Annotated in this window: 15 protein-coding genes and 3 pseudogenes; 7 read left to right on the top strand and 11 right to left on the bottom strand. The window is 71.0% G+C overall.

The window, feature by feature from the left end; translation table 11 throughout:
• Positions 1–67: 67 nt before the first annotated feature.
• Positions 68–523, top strand: a complete 456-nt coding sequence (locus AC0T5L_RS09910) for a GNAT family N-acetyltransferase (RefSeq protein ID WP_476165163.1) — start codon at positions 68–70, stop codon at positions 521–523.
• Here AC0T5L_RS09910 and AC0T5L_RS09905 read toward each other — a convergent pair.
• The 3 genes and pseudogenes from AC0T5L_RS09905 to AC0T5L_RS09895 all read right to left on the bottom strand — a co-directional run.
• Positions 499–1908 (bottom strand): hypothetical protein, encoded by a 1410-nt coding sequence (locus tag AC0T5L_RS09905; protein ID WP_476165107.1) that lies wholly within the window; start codon positions 1906–1908, stop codon positions 499–501. The two genes, AC0T5L_RS09910 and AC0T5L_RS09905, sit on opposite strands and share 25 nt — an antisense overlap.
• 107 nt (positions 1909–2015) lie before the next feature.
• Positions 2016–3082: pseudogene (locus tag AC0T5L_RS09900) on the bottom strand (AAA family ATPase); the annotation flags it as partial.
• A gap of 44 nt (positions 3083–3126) precedes the next feature.
• Positions 3127–3210 (bottom strand): annotated as a pseudogene (locus AC0T5L_RS09895) (IS5/IS1182 family transposase); the annotation flags it as partial.
• 880 nt (positions 3211–4090) lie between these two features.
• Between AC0T5L_RS09895 and AC0T5L_RS09890 the strand changes: the two are divergent.
• Positions 4091–5887 (top strand): ABC transporter ATP-binding protein, encoded by a 1797-nt coding sequence (locus AC0T5L_RS09890; protein ID WP_476165106.1) that lies wholly within the window; start codon positions 4091–4093, stop codon positions 5885–5887.
• Positions 5877–7676, top strand: a complete 1800-nt coding sequence (locus AC0T5L_RS09885) for an ABC transporter ATP-binding protein (protein WP_476165105.1) — start codon at positions 5877–5879, stop codon at positions 7674–7676. The genes AC0T5L_RS09890 and AC0T5L_RS09885 overlap by 11 nt, the downstream gene beginning before the upstream one ends.
• A 346-nt stretch (positions 7677–8022) precedes the next feature.
• Here AC0T5L_RS09885 and AC0T5L_RS09880 read toward each other — a convergent pair whose 3' ends face one another.
• Positions 8023–8868 (bottom strand): hypothetical protein, encoded by an 846-nt coding sequence (locus tag AC0T5L_RS09880; RefSeq protein ID WP_476165104.1) that lies wholly within the window; start codon positions 8866–8868, stop codon positions 8023–8025.
• Positions 8869–8891: 23 nt separating this feature from the next.
• On the opposite strand from AC0T5L_RS09880, the gene AC0T5L_RS09875 reads away from it, so the two are divergent.
• On the top strand, positions 8892–9230 hold the full coding sequence (locus AC0T5L_RS09875) for a hypothetical protein (RefSeq protein WP_476165103.1): 339 nt from the start codon (positions 8892–8894) through the stop codon (positions 9228–9230).
• Between the two features lie 309 nt (positions 9231–9539).
• On the opposite strand, the gene AC0T5L_RS09870 is transcribed toward AC0T5L_RS09875, so the two are convergent.
• Positions 9540–9758, bottom strand: a complete 219-nt coding sequence (locus AC0T5L_RS09870) for a hypothetical protein (RefSeq protein ID WP_476165102.1) — start codon at positions 9756–9758, stop codon at positions 9540–9542.
• A gap of 56 nt (positions 9759–9814) precedes the next feature.
• Here AC0T5L_RS09870 and AC0T5L_RS09865 point away from each other — a divergent pair, with 56 nt between their 5' ends.
• The gene (locus AC0T5L_RS09865; protein WP_476165101.1) at positions 9815–10138 is read left to right on the top strand and encodes a hypothetical protein; all 324 of its coding nucleotides are present in this window, start codon (positions 9815–9817) and stop codon (positions 10136–10138) included.
• A gap of 174 nt (positions 10139–10312) precedes the next feature.
• Positions 10313–10618 (top strand): annotated as a pseudogene (locus tag AC0T5L_RS09860) (transposase); the annotation flags it as partial.
• A gap of 91 nt (positions 10619–10709) precedes the next feature.
• On the opposite strand, the gene AC0T5L_RS09855 reads toward AC0T5L_RS09860, so the two are convergent.
• A complete protein-coding gene (locus tag AC0T5L_RS09855; protein WP_476165100.1) occupies positions 10710–12047 on the bottom strand; it encodes a DUF2786 domain-containing protein in 1338 nt (445 codons plus the stop codon).
• A gap of 255 nt (positions 12048–12302) precedes the next feature.
• On the opposite strand from AC0T5L_RS09855, the gene AC0T5L_RS09850 reads away from it, so the two are divergent.
• A complete protein-coding gene (locus AC0T5L_RS09850; RefSeq protein WP_476165099.1) occupies positions 12303–13826 on the top strand; it encodes a cytochrome P450 family protein in 1524 nt (507 codons plus the stop codon).
• Between the two features lie 22 nt (positions 13827–13848).
• Here AC0T5L_RS09850 and AC0T5L_RS09845 read toward each other — a convergent pair whose 3' ends face one another.
• The 5 genes from AC0T5L_RS09845 to AC0T5L_RS09825 all read right to left on the bottom strand — a co-directional run bounded on the left by AC0T5L_RS09845 (position 13849) and on the right by AC0T5L_RS09825 (position 19259).
• Positions 13849–14925, bottom strand: coding sequence for a potassium channel family protein (locus AC0T5L_RS09845; RefSeq protein WP_476165098.1), 1077 nt, complete (start codon positions 14923–14925; stop codon positions 13849–13851).
• A gap of 159 nt (positions 14926–15084) precedes the next feature.
• Positions 15085–16293, bottom strand: coding sequence for an alpha/beta hydrolase family protein (locus tag AC0T5L_RS09840; protein WP_476165097.1), 1209 nt, complete (start codon positions 16291–16293; stop codon positions 15085–15087).
• Positions 16294–16444: 151 nt separating this feature from the next.
• The gene (locus AC0T5L_RS09835) at positions 16445–17086 is read right to left on the bottom strand and encodes a LutC/YkgG family protein (protein ID WP_476165096.1); all 642 of its coding nucleotides are present in this window, start codon (positions 17084–17086) and stop codon (positions 16445–16447) included.
• Positions 17083–18510, bottom strand: coding sequence for a lactate utilization protein B (locus tag AC0T5L_RS09830; protein WP_476165095.1), 1428 nt, complete (start codon positions 18508–18510; stop codon positions 17083–17085). The genes AC0T5L_RS09835 and AC0T5L_RS09830 overlap by 4 nt, the downstream gene beginning before the upstream one ends.
• Positions 18507–19259, bottom strand: coding sequence for a (Fe-S)-binding protein (locus tag AC0T5L_RS09825; protein WP_476165094.1), 753 nt, complete (start codon positions 19257–19259; stop codon positions 18507–18509). The genes AC0T5L_RS09830 and AC0T5L_RS09825 overlap by 4 nt, the downstream gene beginning before the upstream one ends.
• Between the last annotated feature and the right edge of the window lie 113 nt (positions 19260–19372).

Raw genomic sequence — 19372 nt, 5'->3', positions numbered from 1 at the left:
GACGCTAGGCACCCCCTCATCATGTTGAATGACGTGCATGATCGTGCGTCGAGTACTTCCCGATGAGATGAACGCCGTCAGCGAACTGCGCGTGATGGCCTACACGGCCGACGGCCTGTTGGATGCACACCCGGCCTACGTCGAGCCACTGCGGCTTCTGGGAGCGGACGGTCGCGGTGAGGTCCTGGTCGCTGCCGACGAGGGCCGCCTTCTGGGGACGATCATGTTCGAACCCTGGTCGACGGAGAGCGAGATCGCCCGCAACGCCGACGAGGCCGAGGTCCGCGCCTTCGCCGTCTCCCCCGAGGCCCGGGGGCGCGGTGTGGGCCGGGACCTGGTCAACGCCCTCGTCGAACGGGCCCGTGAGGAGGGGGTCACCAGGCTCTTGTTGTCCACACTGCCCGAGATGGTCTCGGCCCAGTACGTCTACCGTGCCCGCGGCTTCGTGCGGGTGCCCGAGCGCGACTGGACCCCGATGCCCGACGTCACCCTCCTGGTCTACGAAATGGTGGTCAAGGACTGATCCGGGAGGCCGTTCTTCCCACCCCGGGCCGGGGTGGGGGAGGGGTCCTCGGGAGGCAACCCGGGCGGGGCGCACGTGCCTTGCAGCCATCGCGCCCAATCGCCCAGGACGGGATGGTGCACGTACGGCCGCAGGGCCGTGCCCAGGTGCTCGTCCAGGGTGACGAGCACCCGGACCACCCGCCGCCGGCGGCGCCGGGCCCCGGGGGCGTCGGCGGCCTCGAACAGCCCGTGCACCGCGCTCTCGGTGCCGCGGGCGGCCACCCACCGCTCCAACAGGCCCTCGGTGTCCACCGGGCGGCCCTCCTCCAGCAGGTCGAGCACCCGTGCGGCGTCCATCTCGGCCACGGGCGGAACAACCGTGAGGTCGGCCCCCGACCGGCGCAGCTTCCGCACCATGAAGTGGTCGCCTAGCCGGGTGATGAGGAAGCGGCCGTCGGCGAGCCGGTCGACCGCGCCGAGGTCGGTCAGTGCCTCCAGCACCCGGCGGACGTGCTCGCCGGGTTTGCCGTCTCCGAGGGCGATCCAGGACTCGTACACCTTCAAGAGTTGGTCGGGCGTTCGTGCCCGACCGTGCACGAACAGGTCTGTGAGCAGTAGGAACGCCGTCACCCCGCGCGGCTCGATCATGGTCAGCAGGGCGTCGGCCCAGGCGTCGGCGGCCGCACCCGGGTTCCCGTCCAGCCATGCCCGTGCCGCCCGGCCGGGCAGTACACGGGTGTAGGTGGTGCGCAGCAGACCGGAGTCGCGGGCCACGGCGAACAGCGCGGGCACCTGCCCGGGGAGGAGGCCCAGGGCGGCGGCCGCGTCAGCGGTGTCGTCCTCCAGGAACATGTCGGTCCCGGTGCCGCCGGAGTCCAGGGGCCTGCCCGCGCCCGCCCACTCCGCCAGCCGTGCGGCGTCGGCCAGGGGGCGGCACCGGCGCGCCGCCGCGTCCAGTTTCACCGGGTCGGCCGGGACGACCGGGGGAACAGCCCCCGGCTTGCCGTCCTCTCCGACGCCGAGCCGGTCCAGGACCGGCAGCGCGGCCCCCTCCGCCCGCTCCTCGGGTGGTGGAGGCCCTCCGGGGGTGAGGTCCACCGCAGCGATGGCGGCGCGCAGTCCGCGCGGGCTCTCCGAGGACAGCAGCCGCCCCTGGCTGACCAGGAAGTCGCACCAGGTCAGCCAGGTGTCCCGGAGCCCCCCGGGTATCCGGTCCCAGGAACGCACGGTGCGGGCGATGCCGTGGACGTCCGCGGCGGACCAGTCCCCGGGGCCGGACGCGCCGGCGTCCATGTGGGCGGTCAGCAGGAAGAGCAGGCTGTCGGGGTCGAGGACGGGCCGGGGTTCGAGCGTCCGGGCCCAGCCCAGACACGTGTGCACGGCAGAGTAAATACCCTCAGTCATTGACCTATCACCGACCGTGTTCTAGTCACCAAAACGGCATCAGGCTAACCGCGTCGCGCACGCCCGCGCGGGAAAACACCGAAACTCGCTCCCACCAGTTCCGATGACTAGACGGTGACCCGCCGGGTCAGCAGGTGCGCCTCGGTCGGGTCCGGGCACTCCCAGCGCCGGACCAGGCGTTCCACGGCTGACGCCGGGACCGGCGACCGCCGTCGGTCCAGGCGGGCCCGCAGCACCCGGGGAGGGGCCTCGACGGAGACGGTCTCCACGCGTGCCCGGTAGGCGGCCGCCAGACCCACGCACTGGTCGCGCAGCGACCGCGAGACGTTGGCGGCGTTCCACACGAACGACCGTCCCGCGCGCAGGTGTTCGCGGGCGCGCTCGTGGGCGGCCTCCGCCACCGGTCGCTGGCCGGCGGTCGGACGCACCCCCAGCTCGGTGCGCAGCGCGTCCAGGTCCACCACCGGCATGTCCGGGCGGTTGCGCTCGATCCAGGTGTTCTTGCCCGCTCCAGGCAGCCCCGACATGACGGTCACCGTCAGCCGGGTGTCGTCGTGGGCGGCGTAGTCCGGATCCCGGTCCGTCTTGCGGAAGAACCAGAACCGGGCGTGGTCGGAGGGGGAGCCACGGGGCCGATCCAGGCACCGCTGCTCGGCGCAGCACTCGCCGTACAGCCCGATGTTGTCCAGTACCTCGGAGGTGTCGCCGCAGCGGCGGCCGAGGATGTCGGCGGTGGCCAGGAGTACCAGGTCGTCGTTGCGTGCCAGCAGGCTCACCCGAAACGCGATCCGGCGCAGGTCGGGCCGCTCCAGCGCCCAGAAGGGCACCTGGTGGTGGCGGACCAGCGCCGTCACGTGCTCACGCCACTCCACCGCGGCCAGGGAGGACTCCTCCGGCCGGGGACCGGCCGTATCGGACGACTCCCAGAGCAGGCGCCGCGCCACCAGGTCGCCCCGCCGCGAATGGCCGTACGCTGTGACCCGCCCGCGTCCCGGCGGGTGCACAACGGTTTGGCGACGTCGTGCAGCAGCACGGCGGCGAACAACCTCACCCGCTCGGCGACCGGTCGGGCGCGCCAGTCGGGCAGCCCGGTCAGCGCCTCACACGCCATCCGGGTGTGCGTCTCCACGTCCCCCTCGGCGTGGTGCACCGGGTCCTGCTCCACACCGGCCAGCCAGGTCACATGGTGCGCTCAGCCTGCCACTGGTGCCGTCCCAAGTTCAGCTTGGCCCAGACCCGGGCGCGGGTCTGCTCGGTGAAGCGGCGGTGCGCGGTGGGCCCGGAAGGGCCGAACACCGCTGGAATGCCTCTCTCCGTCGATCCTGCTCCGTGCCCGCTGTCCAAAGGGGATGGGTGATAACTTCCAAGCCGACCCGAAGGGGAGCCACCTCCTGGTCGCTTCATAAGACGGGTGGAATTTCCAACGCAGGACGTCGTCGCCATCCGAAACCCCCGAGGGGCGCCTTCTCGGAAATTACAAGTACGCGGGCGGGCGCTCGATCAACACCACTGCGAGCCGCAGCGGAAGAAAGTGTTCAATGCCTATGAATGGATGCCAAGCCTTGAAGAACCCTTCACCGCCAAGACGGCGCCGCCACAGCCTCAGGCGCGGGACCGCGTAGCAGCCGGAACTCCGACATCCCACAGTCCTTCTTCGAACGGAAAGCCCCAGTTCACAGACGGAAATAGTGAGCGAACGATTCACGCCGGACGACAAGGACCCACATGTCCAGGCCGCACGAGTCGACCTCTGGCCATGTCCAGAGTCGGCCCACAGGCTTACCGACGATGGACACGGGGAACACGTACTCGATACCCCTGGTTGCCGCGCTGGGCAAGGGAGGGTGGCCACGTTCGGCTCGGTCGGCGGGGCCGAGAGCCGCCTACGCCAGTCGTACTACTCGTGCGCAGGGTTGTGAAAAAGTGTTAAAAACGTTTAAGTGCCTGATGGTGGTGCTCCTGGTGTTGTCTGTCCTGACAATACAACTTGACGTCCCAGTAGCCTCAGGGTAGGTTCCACTTCGCCAATTATTCGGCGCGAAGGTTCTCCGCAACTGTTCCCTTGGCACCCGCGCTCGTGCGGAGTCATGAATTCGCGGCCAGGCTCTCACGCAAAGAAAGGCTGGTGTGCAGGGTGTCCACGCCTGTCCCCGAAGAAGTGACACGTCCTCACAAGGGTGGATTGCTGTCACCGGTCACGTCGCGGAGGGAATGGATTTTCTTCGCCACCCTGTGGAAGTCCCATCCGGGGCTGACCGCGGTGTGGTGGGCGCTGATCCTGTTCCGGGGAATCCTTCCCGCCGGTTTCGTCGTGGCGGTCGGCATGGTCGTCGGTGCCGTCGCCGACGGCACCCCGCTGCGGACACCGCTGATCCTCATCGGGGCGATCTTCGTCCTCATGCAGGTCCTCACACCGCTGCAGAACCAGATCGGTTCCCTCCTGGGCGAGTACGTCTCCGACCGTCTGCACGATCGCCTGCTGGCCGCCGCCAACGCCCCCGAAGGTGTCGCGCACCTGGAAAACCGCGAACACATGGACGGACTCACCGCCGCCCGGGACTTCGACCTCGGCATGACCGGCCCGCCGCTGCACCTGTCCATGGGCATCATCGCGGGTGGCCTGGTGGAGGCGGTCGCGGGCCTGGCGCAGGCCGTGGTCCTGGCCGCCTACGCGTGGTGGGCACCGCTCCTGGTGGGGGGCGCCTGGCTCTCTACCCACTGGCTGCTGCGCGAGAGCACCCAGTGGGACCGCAACACCGGCGAGGTCATGGACGCCCAGCGCCGCGCCGAGTATTCCTACCGGCTGGCGGTGGACTCCCCCGCCGCCAAGGAGATCCGCCTCTTCGGCCTCGCGAGCTGGATGACCGACCGCTTCGCCTCGGACCGGCGCTCCCTCATCGACCTGCGGTGGCACGCCACCCGGCTGCGGCAGAAGCCGATGCGCTGGGCAGTGGCGGTCCTGATGGTCTCGGGAGGGCTGTTCTTCTGGTCCCTGGGACGCGACGCCGCCTCGGGCGCCATCGGTCTGGGCCAGGTGAGCACCTTCGCCTACGCGGCCGTCGGCGCCAGCGCCCTGGCCTTCGGCGGCCTGAACTGGGCCCTGTCCCTGGCCGCCGACGGCGTGATGTCGGTACTGCGCGTGGAGAAGACGATGTCCTCCAGTGCCGCGGCCCGCGCCGTGGTCTCCGGACGGACACCGGCGGAGGGGATGCCCGCGGCGCAGATCAGGTTCCGCGGCGTGACCTTCTCCTACCCGGGCATGTCCGCACCGGTCCTGGACGGTCTCGACCTCACCGTTCCGGCCGGCGGTTCGCTGGCCGTGGTCGGTGTCAACGGGACGGGCAAGTCGACCCTGGTGAAGCTGCTGTGCCGCCTCTACGATCCGGTCTCGGGAACGATCGAGGTCGACGGCACGGACCTGAAGGACCTGGACGTGGAATCCTGGCGTAGCCGGATCAGCGCGATCTTCCAGGACTTCATCCGCTACGAGCTTCCGCTCAGGGACAACGTCGCCCCCCTGGGCGCCACCCCCGATGAGGTCCTCCACGCCCTGGACACCGCCGGCGCCACGGATCTGCGCGACCCGGACACGGTGCTCTCCCCGGGGTACGAGAACGGCACCGACCTGTCCGGAGGGCAATGGCAGCGGGTCGCCCTCGCCCGGGTCCTGTGCGCCGTGCGCCAGGGTGCGGGCGTGGTCATCCTGGACGAACCCACGGCCCAATTGGACGTGCGCGGCGAGGCCGAGGTCTTCGACCGCGTACTGGAGGCCACACGAGGCCGCACGACCATCCTGATCTCCCACCGCTTCTCCACGGTCCGGCGCGCCGACCGGATCTGCGTCGTGGACCAGGGCCGGGTCATCGAGACAGGCAGCCACGACGAACTCATGGCCCTCGGGGGCACCTACGCGCGGCTCTTCGATCTCCAGGCCGCGCGGTTCAACGAAGAACAGGACGGAGCCGACGGTGCCGAGTGAGGACCACCCCCTGCCCTCGTCCTGGCGAGCGCTGGCCCGCACGTTGCGGTTGGGCTGGGCGGCGTCACCGGGACTCATCGCCGTCGCGTTCGCCACCACGGTGGGCGCCGCCCTGCCCGACGTCCTGATCGCCGCCGTCCTGGCGATGCTCGCCGAGGCGGTGGTCTCCGGCGGCCAGGCCGACATGATCACCGCTTCCGTGCTCCTGGGGGCGCTGGCCGCCCTGAGCTGGCTGTTGCGCGTGGTGAGTGAAAGGGCCAACCGCCGTTTCGCCGACCGTGCCGCGGTGTTCATGGAAGCGTACGTGGTCCGGCTCCAGAGCGGCATCCCCTCCCTGGAGCACCACGAACGCCCCGCCTACGTCAACCGCGTCCAGCTGCTGCGCGACCACGCGGACACGCTCAGCGAGGTGTACCAGTACCTGTTCCAGGCGATCGGCGCCCTCCTGCGCCTGGGCCTGACCATGGCACTGCTGATGACGATCCACCCCCTGCTGGGCCTGCTGTGCCTGTTCGCGGTGCCCACCGCCCTGGTCTCCCACTGGCGGGGCGGGGTGGAGCACGCGCTGGAGGAGGGGGTCGGACACCACGAGCGCCTGGCGCGGCACTTCTTCCTGCTGGGCACGAACGCCTCACTCGGACGTGAACTCCGCGTCACCCGTACCAGGGAGCGAGTCCGTCAAGGGCGCCACCAGGCGTGGGCCGTGCGCCACCGGGCCATGTCCCGGGCCCGGTGGGCAACCACGGTGTGGCAGGCGGTGGCGCTCACGGTCTTCAGCTGCGCGTTCACGGGCTCGGTCGTCTGGGTGGCGCTGGGCACCGGTTCGGCGGCCCAGGTCGTCCTCCTGCTCACCGCCGGGAGCCGTCTGGCCCAGTACATCGGCCAGACGCTCAGCCAGGTCCACTTCCTGCGCATGATCTGGTTGGAGGGAGGGCGCCGCCTGCTGTGGCTGGAGGAGCTGTCCTCCGCCTCCGCCGAGAGAAGCGTCGCGGCCGCTCCGGAGCGGATGCGCTCCGGCATCACCCTGGAAGGGGTCTCGTTCAGCTACCCCGGGACGGACCGGCGGATCCTGGACGAGGTCACGCTCCACCTGCCGGCGGGGGCGGTGGTGGCCGTCGTCGGCGAGAACGGGGCGGGAAAATCCACGCTGGTCAAGCTCCTGACGAAGATGTACGAACCCGACTCCGGGAGGATCCTCGTCGACGACGTCGCCCTGGCCGACATGCCGGCCGACGCGTGGCGCACACGGCTCTCGGGCGCCTTCCAGGACTTCGCGCGCTTCGAGTACCCGCTGCGCCTGTCCATCGGCCTCGGTGACCTGCCCAGGGCCAGGGACGAGGAGGCCGTCGAACAGGCCGTCGAGCGAGCGGACGCGCGTGCCATCGTCGAACGGCTCGACCGGGGGCTGGACACCCAGCTCGGCAACACCTGGGCCGAGGGAGCCGAACTGTCCGAGGGGCAGTGGCAGAAGGTCGCGCTCGCTCGCGGTTACATGCGGGATCACCCTCTGCTCCTGCTTCTGGACGAGCCCGCCTCCGCCCTGGACGCCGAGACGGAGCACCTGCTGTTCGAGCAGTACGCCGAGCGTGCCCGAGACCTCAGGAATCAAGACCACATCACACTCCTGGTCTCGCACCGCTACTCCACCGTGCGCATGGCCGATCTCATCGTCGTCATGGACGGGGCGAGGGTGATCGAGCAGGGCACCCACGCAGAGCTCATCGCGCTCGGCGGGCGCTACGCCGAACTGTACGGAATCCAGGCCCGCGCCTACCGCGTCGAGAGGTGACCACCGTGACCCCCCAGTACCCCCTGCGGGAACTCCTAGGACGGCCGAGCGGCTCCGGGGCTCCCGAACGCACGGCCGCACACGCCCAGGGGACCCGCGTCCCCTTCACCGACGGCCGGTGGCGCCTTCGCGCGACCAGCGAACCGTGGAACGCCAACCTGAGCCACGGGAGCCGGCGCATCGCTGAACGGCTGAGATGTTCGGAGTGCCGAACAGCCGGAGGGCGGTCTTCATGGACCGTGCCCACAGGCTCCAGGCCATCCCGGCGGCCTCGGCTTGGCGGCGGGTGACCGGAGCCCCGTGGCCGGATCCGCGCTCCGGCCACGGGTGGGGAGGAGAGCGCCTGTCAGGGGAGGTTCGTCAGCCTGTGCACTCCCCGGCCCCGGGAGGTGACGAGACCTCCCAGCCCTGTGATGAGGACGAGCACGCCGATGCTCCAGGCCGCGGCGTCGTCCGGAGCGGCCAGCAGCCACGGGCCGGACTCAGGGAAGGTCTGGACGTCCCACAGAGCGATGTCGGCCGTCAGCAGCGCGAGAGGAGCCAGTGCTGAGAGATCCGTCCGCATGACCAGCCTGGCCACCAGATATCCTCCCAGACCGGTCACGGTGGCACGCGCCATGACCGGGCCCTCGGGGTTCCCCGCGAGACCGGCGGTGAGCCCCACCCCGATCGAGACCAGGGCGGCCACCGCCACCCAGGCGGCGTCCCACCTCCATACGGGGCGGGTGGCGGTGGACTCCACCGGCGTGCGGGAGCGGTCCAGGCCGTGGTTGAGCAGGAGCAGTCCCACTGTCACCGCCAGGAGTGAGACGGGCACGAGTACGCGGGTCCCGAACACGGTTGGGAACGGGAAGAACCGTTCCTCGGACGCCAGTCCCACGGCCCACGCCACGGCCAGGAGCGCGAGGCCGGGCAGGACCAGTCGTGCTCGCATCCACCACCTCACGGTGGCCCCGGCGTCGAGGTTGCGGGGGTCGAGAGGGTCCGGGGCGGCAGAGCAGGTCTCCATGACCGGCCGGTTGGCCAGGTGCCACTCTCCCTGGGGCCGCGGCGGGAGTTCGAGTACCTCGTCCAGGTAACGGGCCGATTCCGCCGGGATCGACGTGCGGTACTCCTCGTGGTCGTCGGTCTCGGCCACGGTACGCAACCAGGCGAGGACGGTCACCACGGTGTTCTCAGGGGAACTCCTCACAGGAGTCGGGAAGAGCGGCGGGCATGAACGCCTCCACGAAACCGGTGGCCACACTCGAACATGGCCCGGCCGGGGCGATCGCGGCGCAGGCCGAGGTAGCCGTCGTCGAGCAGGACCTCCACGTTCGGGAAGTGCTGGAAACAGGCACCGATGCCCTCGAGGCGCACTGCGGTGGCATCGTGCCTCCGCTCAGGCCGCAGGGAATCGGTCCACAGCGTGCGCCCGTGGTGGCCGTCGACGCAGGCGGCAACAGGCTGCTCTCACGCAAGGTGCACAACGACGAAGCCGAGATCCTCACCGGCAGCAGGTCGATCACCCGGCGGTCGGGACCGCGGAGCTTGACCATGAAGGCGTCGTCGTAGATGGCCCCGGTCAGCAACGATCTGGAAGGACAGCTGGTATCGGTTGAGCTTTCCTACGCGGGAGCGGGGCCCGCAGCAGCCTCGTGAGCGGGTGGTCCTTGAGGCGGGCCCGCTCGGTGTCGGACCGGCGTTCGTAGGCATGCAGGGCCAGGAAGCTGACGACGGTCTGGATCTCTGGACCTGCGGTTGGGTCTCGAAGATCTGCCCGTACTCGACACAGGTGTTGCCGAGCGGGAGCGCGGGCGGCAGCGTGTACCCGCCGTGGTCGCGGACCTGTTCGAGCTGGCCGCCGAAGACGATCGTGGCCATCTACGGCACCTGCCAGAGCAGGATCGCGGAGTGTTCGAGGATGACCGCGCTGTCGCACGGGGCCGGGTTGTGGCCGGGCTCCAGGCGTTCGGCGTTGCGCAGCTCCACGAGCTGTCCGGCCTTGCGGTAGAGAACCTCACGGAAACCGGTGCCGTCGTGAAGGTCGACGATGACCTCGCGGCGAGGGAGCAGTCGGAACCAGGCGAATATGCAGGCCACCTCCTTTCTTGCTTGAAGAGGGTGCGTTCACGCCAGTGATACGCCAGACTTTGAGCATGGGTGAATGGATGTATCAAAATGGTTTGGTATTCGCAGGTGTACTCTTCGCAGTCCTTGCGATCCCTAATTCTGTCTTTGCTTTGCGCATGCGGGGAAACCGGAGGGGGAAGATGGTAACCAGCGCGAAACACGTACCCCTGAACCCCATAAAATTCTCGGGAAAACTGTCGCCGCAAGAGACATTTCGTAAACACGAAAAAGTGAATCCGAATCTGCTGGATCTAGAAGTTTCTGATGCTGGCCCAGCGGGCGTCGCCAGTGGGCAGTTCGATTCCGAAACTCCAGCCCAGGTTAGAGTCGCAAGCGAATTGTTGGCTTGATTGGAACAATTAATTTTCACTCACCAACAACCAAGGGGAACCTTGCAGACGAGGATGGTCCTACAATCGGACTTCCGCCAAGGCCAATGAAGCCCGCGGTCCTCGTAAGAGCGTGTTTGAGAAGGGGTAACGGTCCGGGCACTTCGCCCGTACCATGCTCGCCAGGCCGTGAGCATGGCCACCATGGCGCGACGTCCGACCTACCCCTGTGACCTGACCGATGACCAGTGGGCCCTGATCGAGCCCCTGCTCCCACCGACCAACACCGGCGGCCGACCGGAGAAACACCCCCGCCGCGACGTGGTCGACGCGGTCCTCTACGTCGTGCGCACCGGCTGCTCCTGGCGGCACCTGCCCGTGGACTTCCCGCCCTGGCAGACCGTGTACTGCTACTTCTCCCGCTGGGAGGAAGCCAAGGTCACCGAGCAGGTCATGGCCGTGTTGCGCCGCCGGGTGCGCACCGCTCACGGGCCTGGGAGCGAGCCCTCGGCGGGGATCATCGACTCGCAGAGCGTCAAGGGCGCCGACACCGTCGGTCAGGGCACCCGAGGCTAGGACGCGGGCAAGAAGGTCAACGGCCGTGGACGGGAGGGCGCGGCCCCAGGGACGCGGTGTCGGCCGCCGCACGGCCCTCGTACCAGCCGTCCGCGCTGGAGGGCCCGCGCACCCGTGAGTAGGTCAGCTCCCCGAACGCCTCGGCCACGGCCTCCTCCACCTCGCGCTCGCGCGCGGCGAACACCGGCACCAGGTCCGTCCCGGTCTCGGCCGCGGCGGCCTGCTCCGCGGCGCGGGCCGACTCCACCAGGCGCTCACCCACACGTACCGCGAACGCGGACATGAACGACGCGCGAAAGGCCCGGCTCGCCGCTCTGCCGGACCGGTCCCGCACCGACCCCCTGGCACGCATCGCCGTCTCGGCCTGGACCAGCAGGGAGGTGAACATCAGGTCCACCGCGTCCACGTCCCCCGGGAAACCCATCACCGTGCACAGTCCCAGCTCCTGGTGCCATACGGCCCGGCAGTGGTTGGCCTCGGCGACCTCGTGCAGCAGTACCGCCTTGTGCTCGTCGTAGGGCGCGTCCACCGGGAGACGCCGCCCCGCCGTGGCCTCCGACGCCTGCCCGGGCTCCTCGGCCAGCAGCGCCCGGTCGATGCTGTGCCGGGCCATCAGCTCCTGCGCGCGTGCGCTCAGCGCCTCCGCCTCCCGGGGGAACTCCGTGGACTCGGCCTTGGCCAGCAGCGCGCGCACCCGGGCCAGCTTGGACTGGTCCACTGACTCCCGCGCCTCGCGCGGCACGCCCTCCCGGCCCGGGCGGAACGTTCCCGGCGGCGGACACAGGTGGCGCATCGGCGGCAGTACGCGCAGTGCTGCCAGCAGTCGCAGCGCCGTCTCCACCGCTTCGAACCTCAGCAGTCCGTGCTCGCCACCCACATGCGCCAGATACCCCTCAACCCCGCTCCAGGAGGCCGCAACACCCATCTCGCGCACCTGAGAGGCCCACCGGGGATCCACCGTGTCAGGGGAGTGGCGGGCCAGGTCGGCCGTCACCGCGTCCGCGCACACCGCCGCCGCCACCGGTCCGAGCGCCCGGCCCGCCTGGCGTACGGTCTCCGCGGGCTGCCATCCGCGCGTCCACGCCGAGGCGACCGCGTTAAGCAGGGCGTCGAAGACCGCGCGGCCCGCGGCGTCGGCCCACACGGGGTCCTCGGCGTCGGCCAACCGGGCCGCGGCCAGGTCCACGCCGACGCCGTCCCGGTCGAGTACCAGCGCGTCGACGGCCCCGGACACGACCTCGGCGGGGGAGTCCCCGGGCGCCGGGCCGGCCCAGGCCTCCGCGTCCCTGCCGGAGGCCCCCGCGGCCGCCCGGCCACCGTCCCGCCGCTGTCGGCCGCGACCCTTCCTGCCCACAGTGGCCCTCCTCGATCGAGTGGTGATGGAGCCAGCGGGCCATCCTATCGGCCGGTGCGCCGCCGCCACGCGGCGCGCGAAACGTCACCGGTGCGGTGACAACGCCGCTACCGGGCGCCGTGACGGGTAAACCCGCATCGCCCCCTCATGGCATCCGGTGCCTGGTACGGAAAGACGCAGCTTTCCTCCTCGAAGCAACACGGAAACACGCGGCACGTACCGTCGCCTCGCACCCGCAGCCACTGAGGAGTCTCCATGCGCCAGGGAATCGGGGCCGACGGCCGAGACGGCACCCCGCCCGCCGATGCGGACGCCGCCCGCTGCCCCTACGGCGGGAGCTCGGCCCTCGCCCTCCACGGAACCACCGGCGTCGACATGCCCTGGTCCCAGCTGCGCGATCGCCACGGCGGCCTGGTCGCGGTCGAGATCAGCCCGGGCGTGCCCGGCTGGCTCCTGCTCGGCTACAAGGAGAACCTCCAGGTGCTGCGTGACCAGACCCATTTCTCCGCCGACCCTCGCCCGTGGAGCCCGAGTGGTACCGCTCCCGCCCGCAGCGCAGCCCTGACCCGTGACGGCGAGGAACACCAGCGGCTGCGCGCGGCCATCGCCGACACCCTGGCCAGGGTGGGCACACCCCAGCTGGTCCCGGTCGTCGAGCGCGTCGCCCTGCATCTGCTCGACCGGGTCGCCGCGAAGGGCTTCGCCGACCTCATCGGCCAGTTCGCCGCCCCGCTGCCCGCCCTCGTCCTCAACGAGCTCTTCGGCCTGCCCGACGCCTACGGCCGCCTGCTGGCCGACCTCACCCTGCGGCTGTGGAGCGGCGAACCGGACCGTGCCGAGCCCGCGGCCCTGGCGATCCGCTCGTACTTCGAGGGCCTGGTGGCCCGCAAGCGCGCCGCCCCCGGCGAGGACGTCACCAGCTGGCTGCTGGCCCACCCGAACGGGCTCACCGACGGCGAGGCCGTGGAGGCGCTGTCGCTGTTGTGGGAGACCGGGCACGAACCCACCACCCACCTCATCGGCAACGCCCTGTTCAGGCTCCTGGACGACCCGAAAGTGTGGACCGCCTATCTGGGCGGCACCCTCACCCCGGAGGACTTCGTCGACTACCTCATGTGGACCGACCCTCCGGTCCGGGTGCTCGCCGGGCGCTACTCCACCATGGACATCAGCTTCGCCGGGGCCCGTATCCGCAGGGGCGAGCCGCTGTTGTTCGGGTTCGCCTCAGCGCACGCCGATCCTTCCGTGTCCCGCGGCGGAGAAGACACGATGGCTCTGGCGGGCAACCGCTCCCACCTGTCATGGGGCGCGGGTGCCCACCGCTGTCCCGCCACCGGTTTCGCCCGGGAGCTGGTGCGCACCGCCATCGACACCGCGGTGGACCGGCTGCGCGGCATGGTCCTGGCCGTCGAACCCGACGACCTGCGCTGGCGTACGTCGCTGACCGTGCACGGGCTGGTGGAGCTGCCGGTGTGGTTCACCGCCACCGGGGAGCAGGCCGAGCCGGCCGAGCAGCAGGAACGCGCCGAGGCGCCGGTGCGCCGCTGGATCCGCAGGAAGCGCAAGCCCGCACCGCGCGGGGCCCGCTACCAGGCGCCGCTGGCCCGAGGCGGGGGCGGGGAGGAGAGGGGCGCCGCCGAGCCCGTGCCCGCGCCGGCCGCTTCGCCCCGCCGCGCGCCGCGGGGTGCCGGCGCCCGTTACCAGGCACCGTTCGCGCGGGAGGAGGCCGGCCCCGACCCTCTGGAGGAGCTGCTGTCCACCTGGAGCCCGCTGAGGTGACCCGCCGGAGGGCGGTACCGGTTCAACGGTCCTGCCACCACTCCTGGGGCGGCGCCTCGGTGTGCGCCCACTCGTGCAGCTCCTCCAGGAAGACACGGGATCGGCAGACCGCCTCGACCGCCCTGTCGTGCTCCTCTCCGCGACCGTGGTCAACCACCGGGTCGTCGAGGCGGGCCGTGAGCATACGGTCGACCGTGCGCACCGCCTGCCGGTCGTCATCGGTGGGCCGCGGGCCGGCGAGCCTGCGGTAGATGTTCCTTCCGAGGTAGGTGTCGGCGATCGTCCTCTGTAGGCGGGTCAGCGCCATGTACAGTGCCTCGGCCGACGCGCGCAGGGAGGGTTCGCGTCCGCTCGCCACGAGCGCGGCCACCGTCGCCTCGGCGACACGGCGCAGCGCGGGCTCGGGGTCGTACTCGTCGCGGCTCGACCGGTAGGTGAACGCCACCAGTGGGTACCGGTGCACCGTCTCCTCGACCTCGCGCAGGCTCTCCGCCCAGCTCTGGCAGTGCGAGCGGGCCTCGTCGACGCCGTCGTGGGCCAGGTACTCGGCGAACATGGTGACGCCGCCCCGGCCGCGCGCGTCGTCGTGGACCGAGAGCGTGAACCGGTTGCGTTTGGACACACCGCTGGTGACCTGGATGGTGTAGGTGGCCATCCCGGTGAACAGGGAGAAGCCGACCGCCGCGCCGAACAGCGAGACCAGCTGGCCCCCGGTCGACAGCGGGGCGATGTCACCGTAGCCCAGGACCGGGACGGTGCCGCCCGCGAAGTAGAGGGCGTCCAGGAAGCCGACGGGGCCGAGGCCGGGCTGGGCGCTGAAGTCGTCCTCCAGCATCGGCCACACGACCAGTGCCAGCCCGAGGGTGAACAGTACGATCCAGACGACGAACGTCACTATGAGGATCGCCGGTCCGGCCAGGCTGAGCACCCGTCTCTCGACACGGGGCAGGCGTGTGCCCGTCAGCACCGCCGAGCGCCACACCGCCTTGCGGGTCCGTCCGGCCAACAGCCCCTCCGAATCCGGATGGAGCACGGTGGTGACGGCGTCGCAGACGACCAGCACGGCGAGCAGCAGTCCGAGCACCGATACGAGGGTCATGCCGCACGCCTACCCTGTCGCCGGGAACCGATACTCCGTGTAGCCGGTGTTTCCCGGGGAGGCCGGGACCAGCGGCGGTGCCGGGGTGTCCGTGCCGCGCGACGGGACCCGCTCGGCCGTGCGCGCGGGCGCACGGCCGGGCGGACGGGGCCGCGAGACCTACCCCTGGTCGGGGTCCACCACGACCAGTTCGGGGTGGAAGCTCTCGGGGTCATCCAGCAGGGGCTGGTCGCCGCCGCGCAGGTGGTGGTCGAAGAACGCCACGCTGTAGGTGCGCACCAGGCCGAGGCCGTGCTCCGCGGGCAGGTCGCCGAACTGGGCCCGCCACTGCTCGGGGGTGAGCAGGTCGGTCAGACCGAACTGCTCCATCAGCACACCCCGGTCGATGCCGTTGGAGTGCCCGGAACCCTCGAGCCTGATCCACTGCCGCCATCCCTCCAGGCGCGGCCACACCTCCTCGACACCGTGCCAGGTGTGTCCCTGGTCGTTCTCGATCAGTGCCAGCGGCTTGTCCACGCCCTCCTCCAGCACGGGCGGGTAGTAGGGGCCGTCCAGGTTGATTCCGGCGTCCACACGCTCCTCGGCGCGCAGCGTCTCGGCGGTGGCCGTACCTCCCCAGGAGTGCCCGGCCATCCCGACCCGGGAGGCGTCGATCACGTGTGACCACCGCCAGGCCGGGACCGGTCCGGTGAGCCGGTCCAGGAGGAAGGAGACGTCCTCGGCCCGGTTGACCGAGCCCAGCGCCCAGTCCTCGGTCAGGCACCCGGCGCACTCGGTGACCAGCCCGCCGGGGAACTCCACCGGGGCGGCCTCGTGGGCGTGGTCCACACCCGCCACCACGAAGCCGTGGCTGGCCAGGTCCTCCGCGAGCGAGGACAGCTCGGTCCGGTTCAGGCCCGCGCCGGGGGAGAGCACGACCAGCGGGAAGCCCTCACCGGTGCGCGCGGGCGGCATGTTCAGACGGGAGTTCGTGCGCACCCCGTCGTGCAGGACGTCGTCGGGCAGGTCCAGCCCGAGTTCGGCGACCATGGCCGCGGACTCGGCCTCGGTCATGTACGGCGCGGGCCGTCCCGCGTCCACGCGCGCCGGGTACCACAGGGTCACCATCAGCTCGCGGGGTCCGCCCACCCACACGTCCTCGCGGCCTTGGTCCACCAGGTGCAGGTCGGTGGTGCCGACAGGATGGTCGCCGGTGGGTGCGGGCAGGAAAGCCCGGGGCGCGTCGGCCGGGGCCGTCTCGGCCGACGCCGCGGCGGGCGCCGCCAGGGAGGCGGGCAGGGCCAGGGCCGCGGCCGCCGCGAACGTGGTGGCGGCCCGGACAGGGCGGACGCGGGCGGTGCGGCGATCGCTTCGTCGTACGTTGGGCATGTGCTTCCCGTCGCTCGGTGCCGTGCGGTCACCGACAACGCTAGGAAGCCCGGTGCGGCGGCGCCATCGGGACGGCCCCCCCTCCTCCTCGGGGGCGTACCGGAGGTCCGGGGTGGGGACAGCACCACCCCGGACCTGCCGACCTGCGCGTTCAGCCGCCGGACTCCACCAGCAGCACCTCCAGGGTGCGGGGGCCGTGCACGCCCTCCACCCGGTCCAGCTCGATGTCGCTGGTCGCCGAGGGCCCGCTGATCCAGGTCAGCGGTCGCGACGGGTCCAGTAGGCGCACCGCCTGGGGTACCCCGTCCACCACCTGGTCGGCGCGCACCACGCACAGGTGGTAGTCGGGTACCAGGGTGATCGCGCGGCGCCCCTGGTCGGGACTGCCGTCCAGGATGATCGTGCCGGTCTCGGCCACGGTCACCGCGCAGCCGGTGACCACACCGTCCACCCCGTCGAGGCCGCTGACCGACAGCGGCTCCTCCCGCGAGTCGTGCACCAGCTCGGCGGAGGACTCGGCGAACCACTCCTGTGGAATCCCCGAGGGGACCGCCAGTCGGGCGGCGCCCCGGCGGTCCAGGGCGGCGGCCACCTCGGCGGCCAGCCGGTCGGCGCCCACCCGGCGCACCAGCGCCCGGTAGTCGCGCAGCCGGTCCTCCAGTACCTCCAGGGTGGGCCCCACCCCGTGGCTGTCGGCGAAGCCCTGCCCGGGTGCCCGCTCCACGGGCTCGTCTGCGGGCACGTCGGCCAGCGCCTTGCGGACCCGGGCCAGGATCTGCTCACGGCTGCTCATCCGTGCTCCTTCCCTCGCTTGTTCCACCACTGCCGGAAGGACTCGGCGGGCACGTCGGGCACGTCGCGGGTGTCGGTCCACGCCCCGGCCGTCCCGGGCAGGTGGCGCGGGACCGCGCCCCGGCCCAGCTCCGCCGCGCGCTGCACCGCGTCCAGGGCGCGCGAGGAGGACAGCGCCGCCTCGGCCCCCGCCATCAGCGCCTTCTCGCCCAGGTGTCCGGGGGAGTCCGCGACCTCCTCGCGCAGGTGCACCAGTACCTCGGGGATGTCGATGGCCACCGGGCACACCTCGTAGCAGGCCCCGCACAGCGACGACGCGTACGGCAGGGCCTCGTCCACCTCCGAGGACATCCCGCGCAGCTGGGGGGTGAGGATCGCGCCGATCGGGCCCGGGTAGACCGAGCCGTAGGCGTGCCCGCCGGTGCGTTCGTAGACCGGGCAGGTGTTCAGGCACGCCGAGCAGCGGATGCAGCGCAGCGCCTGGCGTCCCACGGTGTCGGCCAGCACGTCGGTGCGGCCGTTGTCCAGCAGTACCAGGTGGAACTCCTGGGGGCCGTCGCCCGGTGTCACACCGGTCCAGGTGGAGGTGTAGGGGTTCATCCGCTCGCCGGTGGAGGAGCGCGGCAGCAGCTGCATGAACACCTCCAGGTCCGACCAGGTCGGCACGATCTTCTCGATGCCGACCACGGAGATCAGGGTCTGGGGCAGGGTCAGGCACATGCGGCCGTTGCCCTCCGACTCCAGCACCACCATCGTGCCGGAGTCGGCCACCGCGAAGTTGGCGCCCGAGATCGCCGTGCGGGTGCGCAGGAAGCGCTCGCGCAGGTGCACGCGGGCCGCCTCGGCCAGTGCCTTGGGGTCGTCGGTCAGCTCCGGGGGCGCGGGCACGCCCCACTCGGCCATCTGCTCCAGGAAGATCTCCCGGATCTGGGCGCGCCCCAGGTGGATGGCGGGGACCAGGATGTGCGAGGGCAGGTCATCGCCCAGCTGCACGATCAGCTCGGCCAGGTCGGTCTCGTACGCGGTGATCCCGGCCTCGGCGAGAGCCTCGTTGAGCTCGATCTCCTGGGTGGCCATCGACTTGACCTTGACCACGTCGGTCTCGCCGGTGGCCTTCACCAGGCCGGTGACGATCTCGTTGGCCTCGGCGGCGTCGGCCGCCCAGTGCACCTGTCCGCCGGCCCGGCGGACGGACTCCTCCAGCTGCTCCAGGTAGTGGTCCATGTGGCGAAGTGTGTGTTCCTTGACCGCCGCGCCCTCGGTGCGCAGGCGCTGCCAGTCGTCGTGCAGTTCGTCGACGACGGCGGAGCGCTTGTCCCGGATGGTGTGGGTGGCCTCGCGCAGGTTGTGCCGCAGCTGGGAGTCGTTGACGGCCTTCGCCGCGGCCTCGGGAAAGGGCGGAATGCCCAGGAACGTAGCGCTCATCGGGCAGCGCCCTCCTTCTCTGTCTCCTTCTCGGTACTGGCCAGGATCTCGGCCAGGTGCACCACCCGCATGCCCGACCGCTGCCGGGACAGGGTGCCGCCGACGTGCATCAGGCAGGAGTTGTCGACCGCGCACAGCACCTCGGCGCCGGTCTCCACGGCGTGGCGGGCCTTGTCCGCGCCCATGGCAGAGGACACGTCGCCGTTCTTGACCGCGAACGTGCCGCCGAACCCGCAGCACTCGGTGGCTCCGGGCAGGTCCAGCAGCTCCAGGCCGCGCACTGCGCGCAGCAGCTGGTAGGGGCGGTCGCCCAGGCCGAGCATGCGCAGCCCGTGGCAGGTGGGGTGGTAGGCGACCTTGTGCGGGTAGTAGGCGCCCACGTCGGTCACGTCGAGCACGTCCACCAGGAGTTCGGTGAGGTCGTACACGCGCGGGGCGAGCTCGGCCACCTTGCGGGACAGGCGGCTGCCGCTGGCGCCCAGGCGCGGGTAGTTGTCGCGGACCATGGCCGCGCAGGAGGCTGAGGGGACCACGACGGCGTCGGCGCCCTCGAAGGTCTTGACGAAGCGCACGGCCATACGGCTGGCCGGGCGGCGGTAACCGGTGTTGTAGTGCATCTGCCCGCAGCAGGTCTGGCCCTCGGGGAAGACCACCTCGTGGCCCAGCCGCTCCAGGAGACGCACCACCGCCTGTCCGGTGTCGGGGAAGAGTGTGTCGTTGACACAGGTGATGAACAGTGCGATCCGCATGTGCCTCCTTCGTGCCCCGCCGGCCGGTGTGCTCGGGGAGTCCGGTCCGGCGCCGGGGCAGCCGCCCTCCCGCGTGCTGCCACGGTGGAGTCGTCCGCCACGAGCGTGTAGTG

It is taken from the genome of Nocardiopsis sp. TRM 82005 (genome assembly GCF_056312425.1).
This window is presented reverse-complemented; position numbering and strand designations above follow the sequence as displayed.

Bases quoted from the DNA above. Each gene is read 5' to 3' on its own strand.
- AC0T5L_RS09910 (WP_476165163.1), top strand. From the start codon at position 68: ATGAACGCCGTCAGCGAACTGCGCGTGATGGCCTACACGGCCGACGGC.
- AC0T5L_RS09905 (WP_476165107.1), bottom strand. From the start codon at position 1,908: ATGACTGAGGGTATTTACTCTGCCGTGCACACGTGTCTGGGCTGGGCC.
- AC0T5L_RS09875 (WP_476165103.1), top strand. From the start codon at position 8,892: ATGAACGCCTCCACGAAACCGGTGGCCACACTCGAACATGGCCCGGCC.
- AC0T5L_RS09865 (WP_476165101.1), top strand. From the start codon at position 9,815: ATGGGTGAATGGATGTATCAAAATGGTTTGGTATTCGCAGGTGTACTC.
- AC0T5L_RS09850 (WP_476165099.1), top strand. From the start codon at position 12,303: ATGCGCCAGGGAATCGGGGCCGACGGCCGAGACGGCACCCCGCCCGCC.
- AC0T5L_RS09845 (WP_476165098.1), bottom strand. From the start codon at position 14,925: ATGACCCTCGTATCGGTGCTCGGACTGCTGCTCGCCGTGCTGGTCGTC.
- AC0T5L_RS09840 (WP_476165097.1), bottom strand. From the start codon at position 16,293: ATGCCCAACGTACGACGAAGCGATCGCCGCACCGCCCGCGTCCGCCCT.
- AC0T5L_RS09835 (WP_476165096.1), bottom strand. From the start codon at position 17,086: ATGAGCAGCCGTGAGCAGATCCTGGCCCGGGTCCGCAAGGCGCTGGCC.
- AC0T5L_RS09830 (WP_476165095.1), bottom strand. From the start codon at position 18,510: ATGAGCGCTACGTTCCTGGGCATTCCGCCCTTTCCCGAGGCCGCGGCG.
- AC0T5L_RS09825 (WP_476165094.1), bottom strand. From the start codon at position 19,259: ATGCGGATCGCACTGTTCATCACCTGTGTCAACGACACACTCTTCCCC.